Source organism: Streptomyces sp. NPDC051913 (genome assembly GCF_044593635.1).
Taxonomy (GTDB): Bacteria; Actinomycetota; Actinomycetes; order Streptomycetales; family Streptomycetaceae; genus Streptomyces.
The window spans coordinates 332,704-344,360 of sequence record NZ_JBIUCI010000005.1 but is presented as its reverse complement, the minus strand read 5'-3'; the positions used below and the strand labels follow the sequence as shown (position 1 = coordinate 344,360).

The 11,657-nt window shown below is 70.4% G+C and carries 9 protein-coding genes and 2 tRNA genes; 9 read left to right on the top strand and 2 right to left on the bottom strand.

All coding sequences use genetic code 11. The features are described from left to right. The first annotated feature begins 68 nt into the window (after positions 1-68). Genes ACIHIX_RS17550 through ACIHIX_RS17540 form a run of 3 tightly spaced genes read left to right on the top strand, consistent with a single transcriptional unit; the run spans position 69 to position 3,756 of the window. Positions 69-866, top strand: a complete 798-nt coding sequence (locus ACIHIX_RS17550; protein WP_399956343.1) for an ABC transporter ATP-binding protein — start codon at positions 69-71, stop codon at positions 864-866. Continuing rightward, positions 866-3,295 (top strand): FtsX-like permease family protein, encoded by a 2,430-nt coding sequence (locus ACIHIX_RS17545; protein ID WP_399956340.1) that lies wholly within the window; start codon positions 866-868, stop codon positions 3,293-3,295. Before ACIHIX_RS17550 ends, ACIHIX_RS17545 begins: the two co-directional genes overlap by 1 nt. Beyond that, positions 3,292-3,756, top strand: a complete 465-nt coding sequence (locus ACIHIX_RS17540) for an HD domain-containing protein (protein WP_399956337.1) — start codon at positions 3,292-3,294, stop codon at positions 3,754-3,756. The genes ACIHIX_RS17545 and ACIHIX_RS17540 overlap by 4 nt, the downstream gene beginning before the upstream one ends. 83 nt (positions 3,757-3,839) lie before the next feature. Here ACIHIX_RS17540 and ACIHIX_RS17535 read toward each other — a convergent pair whose 3' ends face one another. Next, entirely contained in the window at positions 3,840-5,009 is a 1,170-nt protein-coding gene (locus ACIHIX_RS17535) for an acyltransferase family protein (RefSeq protein ID WP_399956334.1), read from the bottom strand. A gap of 523 nt (positions 5,010-5,532) precedes the next feature. On the opposite strand from ACIHIX_RS17535, the gene ACIHIX_RS17530 reads away from it, so the two are divergent. Both ACIHIX_RS17530 and ACIHIX_RS17525 read left to right on the top strand, forming a co-directional pair. Beyond that, a complete protein-coding gene (locus tag ACIHIX_RS17530; protein WP_059191782.1) occupies positions 5,533-5,727 on the top strand; it encodes a hypothetical protein in 195 nt (64 codons plus the stop codon). An 86-nt stretch (positions 5,728-5,813) separates the two neighbouring features. Beyond that, the gene (locus ACIHIX_RS17525; protein ID WP_399956331.1) at positions 5,814-7,955 is read left to right on the top strand and encodes a protein kinase; all 2,142 of its coding nucleotides are present in this window, start codon (positions 5,814-5,816) and stop codon (positions 7,953-7,955) included. A 56-nt stretch (positions 7,956-8,011) separates the two neighbouring features. Here ACIHIX_RS17525 and ACIHIX_RS17520 read toward each other — a convergent pair. After that, positions 8,012-8,082, bottom strand: a tRNA-Gly gene (locus ACIHIX_RS17520). 152 nt (positions 8,083-8,234) lie between these two features. On the opposite strand from ACIHIX_RS17520, the gene ACIHIX_RS17515 reads away from it, so the two are divergent. From ACIHIX_RS17515 to ACIHIX_RS17500, 4 genes are all read left to right on the top strand, one after another. Then, positions 8,235-8,311, top strand: a tRNA-Pro gene (locus tag ACIHIX_RS17515). Between the two features lie 165 nt (positions 8,312-8,476). Further along, complete coding sequence (gene tig, locus ACIHIX_RS17510) at positions 8,477-9,874, top strand: trigger factor (protein WP_399956328.1); 1,398 nt, start codon at positions 8,477-8,479, stop codon at positions 9,872-9,874. A 246-nt stretch (positions 9,875-10,120) separates the two neighbouring features. Beyond that, on the top strand, positions 10,121-10,741 hold the full coding sequence (locus ACIHIX_RS17505) for an ATP-dependent Clp protease proteolytic subunit (protein ID WP_329339246.1): 621 nt from the start codon (positions 10,121-10,123) through the stop codon (positions 10,739-10,741). A gap of 71 nt (positions 10,742-10,812) precedes the next feature. Beyond that, a complete protein-coding gene (locus tag ACIHIX_RS17500) occupies positions 10,813-11,493 on the top strand; it encodes an ATP-dependent Clp protease proteolytic subunit (protein WP_399956324.1) in 681 nt (226 codons plus the stop codon). Positions 11,494-11,657 lie beyond the last annotated feature (164 nt).

The following is an 11,657-nucleotide window of genomic DNA, read 5'->3' as shown; positions in this document are numbered from 1 at the left end:
TTTCCCCCGCCCCGATCCGCCAGCGCCCCTCATCGCCCCCACCCCCTCCGCTCCGTAGCGTCAAGTGCATGACCTCGGACCGGAAGAAGAAGTCCCTCACGGCCCCCACCCCTGGCGAGTGGGCCGTGGAACTCCACGGAGTGACCCGTCGCTACGGCCGCGGCCGCACCCCCGTCCACGCCCTGCGCGGCATCGACCTCACCCTCCCCCCGGGCACCTTCACCGCGGTCATGGGCCCCTCGGGGTCCGGCAAGTCCACGTTCCTCCAGTGCGCGGCCGGCCTCGACCGCCCCACCGCCGGCACGGTCCGCCTCGGCGGCACGGAGATCACCGGCATGAAGGAGAACAAGCTCACCGCCCTGCGCCGCACCCGCCTCGGCTTCGTCTTCCAGGCCTTCAACCTGCTCCCGTCCCTCACGGTCGAGCAGAACGTCGCCCTCCCGCTGCGCCTGGCAGGCCACCGCCCCGACCGCCACCGCACCGCCGAGGTCCTCGCCCAGGTCGGCCTCGCCGACAAGGCCCGCCGCCGCCCCGGCCAGCTCTCCGGCGGCCAGCAGCAGCGCGTCGCCATCGCCCGCGCCCTGGTCACCCGCCCCGACGTGGTCTTCGCCGACGAGCCGACCGGCGCCCTGGACACCACCACCGCGGCCGAGATCCTGGCCCTCCTGCGCCGCGCCGTCGACACGGAGCGCGCCACGGTCGTCATGGTCACCCACGACCCCACGGCGGCGTCCTGGGCCGACCGGGTCCTGTTCCTGGCGGACGGCGAACTCACCACCCACCTGGACCGCCCGACCCCCGACCAGATCGCCACCCGCATGAAGACCCTGACGGCCCGCCGGGACGACGTGAAGGCGGCCGCCTGATGCGTCCCAACGGCCTCGCCCGCGCCGCCGTCCGCTTCCGCCCCTCCGCGTTCGTCGGCACCTTCGTCGCCCTCGTCATGGCCGCCGCGATCGTCTCGGCCTGCGGCATCCTCCTGGAGACCGGCGTCCGCGCCGAGGTCCCGCCGGGCCGTTACGCCGGCGCCCCCGTCGTGGCCGCCGCCGACCAACGGGCCCACTACGGCGAGGGCGACAGCGCCGACAGCGAGCCCGTCCCCGACCGCGCCCGCCTCGACGCCTCCCTGGTGGCCAGGGCGGCCACCGCCCCCGGCGCCCGCACCGCCGTGCCCGACGTCACCTTCCCGGTCACCGGCCCGCACGGCCCCCTCACCGCCCACAACTGGTCCGCCACCGCCTTCACCGGCGAACACCTCACCAAGGGCCGGGCCCCGCACCCCGGCGAAGTGGTCCTGGGCAACGCCGGGATCGGCACCCGCGTCACCCTCACCACCCCCGACGGCACCCACACCTACCGCGTCTCCGGCACGACCACGGGAACCGGCGTGTGGCTGGCCGACCCGGACGCCGTACGCGTCTCAGGGCACCCCGGCCGCATCGACGCCGTCGCCGTCCTCCCGAAGCCCGGCGTCGCCACCGACACCCTGGCGGCCCAGGTGGCACACGCCCTGGGCGGCCAGGCCAGGATCCACACCGGGGACGGCCGCGGCACCGTCGCGGACCCCACCCTCGACGGGGCCAAGGAAACCCTCATCGGCATCGGCGGCTCCTTCGGCGGCATCGCCACGGTCGTCGCGATGTTCACCGCGGCCGGCACCATCGCCCTGGCCGTCGGCCAGCGTGCCCGCGAGTTCGCCCTGCTGCGCGCCATCGGCACCACTCCGCGTCAGATCCGCCGCACCATCGCCACCGAGACCCTCCTCGTCGCCCCCGTCGCGGGCGCCCTCGGCTGCCTCCCCGGCATGGCTCTGGCGGCCTGGTGGCTGGACCAGCTCCGCGACCGTGGCGCGGTCCCGGCCCAGGTCGACCTGGCCGTCTCCTGGATCCCCCTGGTCTCCGCGAGCGGCGCCGTCCTCCTCACCGCCCTGCTCTCCGGCTACACGGCCGCCCACCGCAGCTCCCGCATCAAGCCGGGCCAGGCGCTGAACGAGGCGAGCGTGGAGCGGCTGCGCATCGGCTGGATCCGCACCCCGCTCGGCCTCGCCGCGGCGGCGGGCGGCATCGTCTGCGCGGCCCTTTCCGCCTCCCTGACCGGCGAGGACGCGGCCAACGCGGCCCTCGGTGTCGTCGTGCTGTTCATGCTCGCCGTGGGCCTGCTCGGTCCCCTGGTCGCCCGTGTCTGCGCGGCCCTGTTCGGCCTCCCGCTGCGCGGCGCGAGCGCCTCCGCCGTGCTGGCCGCCGCCAACTCCCGTACCAACGCCCGCCGTCTGGCCTCCGCGATCACCCCGATCGTGCTCGCGATGGCGTTCTCCTCGGTCCTGGTCTTCCTGCACACCAGCGAGGACCACGTCACCGCCCAGCAGCAGCGCGACGGCATCACCGCCGACCACATCGTCACGGCCCCGGACGACACCCCTGGCCTCGCTCCCGATGCCGTACGACGGGCCGAGAACGCCCCCGAAGTCACCGCCGCCGTGGGCCTGTTGAAGACATCCGTGCTGGTCCCGGCCACGGGCGGCGCCCTGGAACCGGCCACCGCGCAGGGGGTCACCGGCTCCGCCCGCGCCCTGGCCGCCGTACAGGATCTCGACGTCAAGGCAGGCCAACTGTCCCTGAAGCAGGGTGAGATCGCGATCGACGCCTCCCTCGCCGACAACGCCGACGTCAAGGTCGGCGACCGTCTCCGCCTCCGCCTTCCCGACGGCACGAAGGCCGCTCCGCGGGTCGTGGCGACGTACGGCCGCGGCCTGGGCCTCGCCCAAGTCACCCTGAGCCGTGCCGATCTGGCCACCCACGTCACCTCCGCCTACGACACGGAACTGTGGACCAGGGGCGGCACGACGGCCGGTCTGGAGGCGCTCGGCACGGTCCAGGGCCGTGACGGCTACACCGCGGCCCAGTCCGTGGACCGCGAGCTCAACGCCTGGGCGAACAACCTCATGGCGGCCGTCCTCGGCGGCTTCGCGGCCGTCGCCGCCGTCAACACCCTGGTGATGACGGTCCTCGACCGCCGCCGCGAACTGGGCACGCTCCGCCTCATCGGCTCCACCCGCCGCCAGGTGCTGCGCATGGTCCGCTGGGAGGCCCTGCTGGTCGCGCTCGCGGGCATCGTCCTCGGCACCGCGATCGCCCTCGCCACACTCGTCCCGATGATGAACGGCCTGACGGGCCAGGGCCCTTACATCCCCCCGCTCACCTACGGCGCGTTCGCCGCCACGATCGTCGCCCTCGGCCTGACCGCGGCGACCCTCCCCGCCAAGGCGGCCCTCCGCGGGGACACACTGGACGAGTGACCGAACCACTGACACTCGCCGAGATCGAGACCCTCGCCCGCACCGCCCACGAGGGCCAGACCGACAAGGCGGGCAGACCCTACGCCGAGCACCTCCAGGCCGTCGCCGAGGGCGTCCGCGCCCGCGGCGGCGACCCCGACCAGATCGCGGCGGCCTGGCTGCACGACGCCGTCGAGGACGCGGCACTCTCCGAGCAATGGCTGACGGAGGCCGCACTGAGCAGCCGTACAAAGGCGATCGTACGAGCCGTGACCAAGCACGAGGGAGAACCCCCCGAGGCGTACGCAGCCCGCATCCTCACCACTCCAGGAGCCTTGCTGGTGAAGGAGGCGGACCTGGCCCACAACGCCGACCCATCCCGCCTGGCGATGCTGGAAGCCCCAACGCGCAACCGCCTGACCGAGAAGTACGCACGTATGCGCAGACTTCTGGATCTCAACTCCGGTCCTGCGACCCCCTGAGGGGCGCGGGGCTGTATCAATGTGCGGCTACCGCCGCGTGGGCGCGACCAGCCACGACGAAGCCGCACCCGAACGACAAGCAGCTACGCCGGCACCTTCTCGCGAAGCTCCCGCTGCTGCCGCTCCCTCGCCTGCTCCGCCGCATCCCGCCTGAACGCCCACTCCATCTTCGGCTCCATCGCGAACCGGAACACCCGCTGCACCGGCTTGGTGCACAGCGCGGTGACGACCGCGGCGGCGACCAGACTCACGAAGATCTCACCGGTCGGCCGGTGCAGCCAGGCGTGGTCGAACCAGCCCTCGTAATCACCGGCCTTCACCAGGAAGCCGTGCAGCAGATAGCCGTAGAGCGTGCCGGCGCCCAGCGCCGTGAACCACATCTTCCGGCGCGGCACCCAGGCGAAGAAGCAGGCGGTCAGCAGGAGCGAGCAGCCGAACATCGCGAGCACCATCACCGGGCCGACCCACCACGGCGCGGCCAGGTCCTGGGCGGCGTCCCGGTGGTAGAACCACGCGGTGTTCATCCGCGGCACCGCCCACCAGCCCACGACGAGCGCGGTGGCGAACACGGGCACGGCCAGGATCCGCATGCGCCAGGTGCGCACCCGGTGGAAGTGCTCGGCCTTCATGCACAGGCCGAGGACGAAGTAGGGCAAGAACTGGAGCACCCGCTGGAGGTCCAGGTCGTTGCCGATCGACGGCGCGACGGACGCCAGCATGGCGACGCCGAGGGCGAAGGGCAGCGGCCAGCGGATCAGCTTCAGGATCGGCGTGCACAGCCGCCAGACGAACAACGCGCACAGGAACCAGGTCAGATACCAGGGGTCGAGCAGGCTGATGTCCTTGCCGGGGTCACCGCCCACCGTCCGGTCGAAGAGGACGTACGCCGTCTCGAAGAGCACGTACGGCACCGCGACACCCGTGATCAGCCGCTTGAGCCGGTCGGGGCGCATGTCGAAACTGCGCGAGAAGAAGCCGGAGATGATGATGAACGCCGGCATGTGGAAGGAGTACACGACCGTGTACGCGCCCTCCAGGATGCGGCTGTCGCCCTTGAGGGGCTCCCAGGCGTGACCGATGGCGACGAGCACGATCGCCAGGTACTTGGCGTTGTCGAAGAACGCGTCGCGCTGCTTGCTCTGCGGCTGGTGCCGAGGCTTCTGCTGAGCGAGCGGTGAGCGCGGGCTCGGCACTCCGGGTGCCGACGACTGTGCCGGCGGGAGCGGCACTCGGGGCGAGGCAGCGTGGAACATCTGAGGCACCCTAGCGTTCTCTGTGCGATTTCGTAAAACCGGCCACGTCATTCCTGGTTATCGGCTTCGGGTACCCGGTATTTCGGCAAGCCCTCGCCATTCCGCACGTGACGGTGAACACAGCGAACGGGGCGTCGCAGTCGTCACTGCAAGGGTTGTATTGGTGTGATTCATCCTGACTAAATAGGGCATAAGACCAGCAGGCGACTCCGGCGGAATGTCCGCTTCCTGTGGGCTGGTTGAGGGCGCCGCAAATTTTCGAATTACCTGCGAACGGGATGTGTGGAGACCGAAACGATCCCGTCGAATTCCCTGTGCGCCGCACTCTCGAATTGCTGTGCGGAAGATGACGGGCCGATCGCCGGACCCGTACGGCGCCGCACAGTTCGGGCACAGGTGTGGTCAACGATGCATCACCAGCCGCATACAGCGGCTTGGTTGGTGGCACGATGGTTCTGGCGGGGGTGCGCGGGGCTGGCATCCCCGGGCCGGGAGAGCGGACCGACCTAGGGTGTGATCAGTTGTGGCCATTTCGCTGTCAGTGGTGCTGCTGTTGGCGATCATCATGGTGGTGTTGATCCGTGGCGGGTCCCTCAAGGCCGGACCCGCAGTCGTGGCCGTGCTGTTCGGCTTCTTCCTCGCCTCGACGGGTATGGCCGACGACATCCAGCGCTTCCTCAACTCGATAGCGGAGACCATCAACTCGATCCAGTTCTGACCCCCTTGACTCGGCCGGACCACGGCAGGCCCTAGGCTGGCCAGCCCGGTCGCGGGGGCCGGGGACGGACGGGGGGACGTACGGGGATGGCGCTGCGCGACTCGGACCCGGCGGAGGTGGGCGGTTACCGCATCGAGGACCGGCTGGGCAGCGGGGGCATGGGCGTGGTCTACCTCGCCCGCTCCGCCTCGGGCCGTCGGCTCGCGGTCAAGGTCGTGCATGCCCAGTACGCGGACGACGACGAGTTCCGTGCCCGGTTCCGCCGCGAGGTGGCCGCCGCCCGCCAGGTCAGCGGCGCCTTCACCGCGCCCGTCGTGGACGCGGACGCCGACGCGCCGCGCCCCTGGATGGCCACGCTCTACATACCGGGCGCCGACCTCGGCACGCACATACGCGACCAGGGCCCTCTGCCGCCGCCGCGGGTGAGGGAGTTGGCCGCCGGCCTCGCCGAGGCCATCCGCGACATCCATCGCGCCGGCGTCGTTCACCGGGACCTGAAGCCGGCCAACGTGATGCTCGCCGACGACGGCCCCCGCGTCATCGACTTCGGTATCTCCCGCGCCACCGAGTTCGCCGCCTCCGACGCCCTCACCCAGACCGGCCGGGTGATGGGCACCCCGCCGTTCATGTCCCCGGAGCAGTTCTCCGCCCCGCACGAGGTGGGCCCGGCGGCGGACATCTTCTCGCTCGGCGCGGTGGTCGCCTTCGCCGCCTCGGGCAAGGGCCCCTTCGACAGCCCGAGCCCCTACGAGACGGCGATCCGCGTGGTCGAGGGCACCCCGGAACTCGCCGACGTACCCGCGGAGTTGCTCCCGTTCATCCGCCTCTGTCTGGAGAAGGAGCCCAAGTCCCGCGCCACGGCGGACGAGTTGCTCCGCCTCCTGCGCGACGGCACCCTGCCCACCACCGGCCCCCCGACCCTCCTGGACGCCCCGCGCCCCCGCCGGCGCCGTACCCGCCTCTGGCTGGCCGCCGCGGCGGGGGCCGCCGTCCTCGCGGCCGTCGCCACCACCACACTCGCCCTCACCGACGACGAGGCCGCCGACCAAGGAAACCTCCCCGCCGGCTGGCAGGAGTGGCACCGGCAGGCGAAGGACCCGAGCGTCGACAAGGACCCGATGGGCCCCACCGCCCTCTTCAACCGCTGCGTCGCCTCCGGCACCTCCCTGGTCTGCGCGGGCGACGAGATCATGGCCACCCGCTTCGCCCTCGCCGACGGCACCAACACCTGGGGCCGGCCCATCGACCCGACCGCCGAGGACTCCGACTTCGGCAGCAGCAGCTCCGGCGCGGGCACGATCATCGGCGCCCGCGACGGCCGCGTGTACGTCTACGGCGCCGACGACCGGCCCACCAGCGACCAGGCGTCGTACCCGACCCGCTACTCGGTCCAGGCCCTGGACGCCAGGACCGGCGAGGTGGCCTGGAAGACGGTCACCGCCGACAGCGAGGACGGCACCGAGCCGAGCAGCGACCAGGGCGCCTCCGCAGCCGTCCCCACGGGCGTCGTCACCGTCTACGGCAGATCCGGCAACCAGTACGCCCTGCTCGACGCGGAGACCGGCCAGGTCCGCTGGAAGCGCCCCCTGCCCAACCCGAACCGGTACATGAGCCTGCTGCGCAGCGCCGGGGGACAGGCGTACCTGCTCACCGCGAAGTACACGAGCGAGGACATCGAGAGCACGAGCGTCAGCCAACTGGACCCGGCCACCGGAAGGCCCCGCTGGACGGTGAAGGTCAAGGGCGAGGTCGACATCGTCGGCCGCCACGACGGCCGCCTGGTACTGGTCAACACCACCGGAACCCGCCGCACCCTGACCCTGATCAGGACCGACACCCACATCGTGACGGCGGTGAAACTGGCCGAGCCCCAGCCCGAGGGCGCGGCCCCCACCCTCGCGGGCGGCACCCTCTACTTCACCCTCTCCAACGGAAGCATCCGCGCGGTCGTCCCGGAGACCGGGCGCCAGCTGTGGGAAGGCAACTCCGGCGTCGAGCTCTCCGGCCCGCCCACCGCCTCCCGCACCCACCTGTACCTGGCGTCCCCCAGCGGCCGCCTCGCCGCGGTGAACCGGACCACCGGCAAGGTCGACGGCACCCTCGACGGCCGCGACGACGGCGCCGTGGACGGCTCCCCGACCGGCGCCCCCCTCACTCTTGTGGGCGACGCGCTCTACGTCCCGTACGGCCTGCGCTCCGTCTACACGGTCGACGTACGCACTCTGTGAAAACACTCAGGGCCAGATCGAGGAAAGATCCTCTGACCTGGCCCTGAGCCGTACAGAGCGGGCGACGGGAATCGAACCCGCGTAGCTAGTTTGGAAGACTAGGGCTCTACCATTGAGCTACGCCCGCACAGGACGCGCCGCAGGTCAGGTGACCGCGGCACAGAAGGCATCGTAGCGGGTCGGCCCCCCTCGCCGCACACCCCGGGCTTCGTTGCCGCGCACCCCGTAAATGCGGCGGTCCCATGGCCTGCGGGCATGTACCCTACGTGTCGCACCAGACGGGGTGTGGCGCAGCTTGGTAGCGCGTCCGCTTTGGGAGCGGAAGGCCGTGGGTTCAAATCCCGCCACCCCGACCACCTTCCTTGATCGCCTTTTGGGGCGTGTCGTGGCTGCGGTTACTATGCAAGCTGCATGCCCGTGTGTCTCTCGTCGGACCTGACGACGTCCTCCGGGCGGCGAATCCGCCGGAGCCGTTCTGGCCCCGGCAGAATCCAAGAAGTCAGCCACAAGGAGACCGAACCGTGAAGAGCGCCGTTGAGAACCTGAACCCGACGCGGGTTCGGCTCACTGTCGAGGTGCCCTTCGAGGAGCTCAAGGACAGCCTCGACGCGGCGTACAAGAAGATCAACCAGCAGGTCACGGTGAAGGGCTTCCGCAAGGGCAAGATCCCGGCCCGCGTCATCGACCAGCGGTTCGGCCGCGGTGCGGTCCTGGAGGAGGCGGTCAACGACGCGCTTCCGAAGTTCTACACCGAGGCGGTCAACGAGGCCGACCTGGACGTCCTCGGCCAGCCCGAGGTCGACATCACGGAGCTGAAGGACGGCGACACGCTGAACTTCACCGCCGAGGTCGACATCCGCCCCGCCCTGGAGATCCCGGACTACTCCGGCATCGAGGTCGAGGTCGACGCCGTCGAGGTCACCGAAGAGGACGTCGACAAGTCCGTCGAGCAGCTCCGCGAGCGCTTCGCCTCGACCTCCCCGGTCGAGCGCGCCGCCGAGGACGGCGACGTCGTCACGATCGACCTGGAGGCCAAGGTCGACGGAGAGGTGCTGGAGGACGGCATCGCCAGCGGTGTCTCCTACACCATCGGCTCCGGCGAGCTCCTCGAGGGCATCGACGACGCCGTGAAGGGCCTGGAGGCCGGTGGCGAGGCCACCTTCACCTCCGAGCTCAAGGGCGGCTCCGCGGCCGGCAAGGAGTCCGAGGTCACCGTCAAGGTCACCCAGGTCGCCGCCCGCGAACTGCCCGAGCTGGACGACGAGTTCGCGCAGCTCGCCTCCGAGTTCGACACCCTGGAGGAGCTGAAGGCGGACAGCCGCAAGCGCCTCGAGAACATGAAGCAGTACGACCAGGCCACCCAGGCCCAGGAGCGCGTCCTGGAGAAGCTCCTGGAGCTCGTCGAGGTGCCCGTCCCCGAGAAGCTGCTCGAGGACGAGATCAACACCCGCAAGCACAACCTGGAGCACCACCAGCTCGGCCAGATGGGCCTGGACCTCGAGAAGTACCTGGAGATCCAGGGCAAGACGGTCGAGGAGTTCGACACCGAGACCAAGGACGCCGCGGTCAAGGGCATCAAGACCCAGTTCGTCCTGGACGCCCTGGTCAAGCGCGAGAAGCTGAACGTCAACCAGGAGGAGCTCACCGAGCACCTCATGCGCCGTGCCGCTTCCTCCGGTATGTCCCCCGACCAGTTCGCCCAGGCGGTCGTCGAGGGCGGCCAGGTTCCGCTCCTCGTCGGCGAGGTCGCCCGCGGCAAGGCCCTGGCCGTCGTGGTCGAGGCCGCCACGGTGAAGGACACCAACGGCGAGGTCATCGACCTGGACGACGAGGAAGAGGTCGAGGAGGCCGCCGAGATCGCCGGCGAGGCCACCGAGGCCGACGCCACGGACGCCGAGGCGGAGAAGACCGAGGGCTGAGCCCACGGCACCTCGTAGGTCGTAGGAAGGGCTCCTGGGGATGCACATCCCCAGGAGCCCTTCTTGGCACTACCGCGCTACGCCCCCGGCGAACAGCCCTGTATCCGGGATTCCCCGAAGGGACCAGCGCGTTAGGGTCCATGAATACGAGGGGAGTGGAGTCCCCGAGTGGCTCCAAGCCCCGCAGGGATACGCAGGGAAACGTGAAGACGGCCCGGCGCCGTCGTAAGACGAGCAGGTGGATACGTGACGAATCTGATGCCCTCCGCCGCCGGCGAGCCTTCCATCGGTGGTGGCCTCGGCGACCAGGTCTACAACCGGCTGCTCAACGAGCGGATCATCTTCCTCGGCCAGCCGGTCGACGACGACATCGCGAACAAGATCACCGCACAGCTGCTGCTCCTTGCCGCCGCGGACCCCGACAAGGACATCAACCTCTACATCAACAGCCCCGGCGGCTCGATCACGGCCGGCATGGCGATCTACGACACCATGCAGTTCATCAAGAACGACGTGGTGACCATCGCCATGGGCCTCGCCGCTTCCATGGGTCAGTTCCTGCTCAGCGCTGGTACCCCGGGCAAGCGTTTCGCGCTGCCGAACGCCGAGATCCTGATCCACCAGCCCTCCGCGGGTCTGGCCGGCTCGGCTTCCGACATCAAGATCCACGCCGAGCGGCTGCTGCACACCAAGCGGCGGATGGCGGAGCTCACCGCCCAGCACACCGGTCAGACGTTCGAGCAGGTCACCCGTGACTCCGACCGCGACCGCTGGTTCGACCCCGAGGAGGCCAAGGAGTACGGCCTCATCGACGACGTCATCACCGCGGCCGTCAACATGCCGGGCGGCGGCGGCACCGGGGCCTGAGCCCCGCCGCGGGGCCCGTGAAGGCCCCGCAGAGCCCCCAGCCGACCGCCACAGTTCCTAGGAGACAGACAGTGAACGACTTCCCCGGCAGCGGCCTGTACGACCGCACGCGCGCCGAGTACACGGGCCCCTCGGCGGAGTCCCGGTACGTGATCCCGCGCTTCGTCGAGCGCACCTCGCAGGGCATCCGCGAGTACGACCCGTACGCGAAGCTCTTCGAGGAGCGCGTGATCTTCCTCGGCGTCCAGATCGACGACGCCTCCGCCAACGACGTCATGGCGCAGCTGCTGTGCCTGGAGTCGATGGACCCCGACCGGGACATCTCGGTCTACATCAACAGCCCGGGCGGCTCCTTCACCGCCCTCACGGCGATCTACGACACGATGCAGTTCGTGAAGCCCGACATCCAGACGGTCTGCATGGGCCAGGCGGCCTCCGCCGCCGCGATCCTGCTGGCCGCCGGTACGCCGGGCAAGCGCATGGCGCTGCCGAACGCGCGCGTGCTGATCCACCAGCCGTACAGCGAGACGGGTCGCGGTCAGGTCTCCGACCTGGAGATCGCCGCCAACGAGATCCTGCGGATGCGCGGGCAGCTCGAGGAGATGCTGGCCAAGCACTCCACCACGCCGATCGAGAAGATCCGCGAGGACATCGAGCGCGACAAGATCCTCACGGCCGAGGAGGCGCTCGCCTACGGTCTGGTCGACCAGATCATCTCCACCCGGAAGATGAACAACGCCGCAGTCCGCTGACGCGACTGCTGTATCGTCTGCCGCCCCTTGGCACGGTTCGTGTGCTTTGACACGCTGCACGTCAAAGTGAACCGGGCCAAGGGGGGCCCGAACGGGGGGCCAGGCAAGGTACCGTCGGAATAAGGCAGCACCAGGAGCCGCTGGATTCGAAAGCGTCCAGGCGT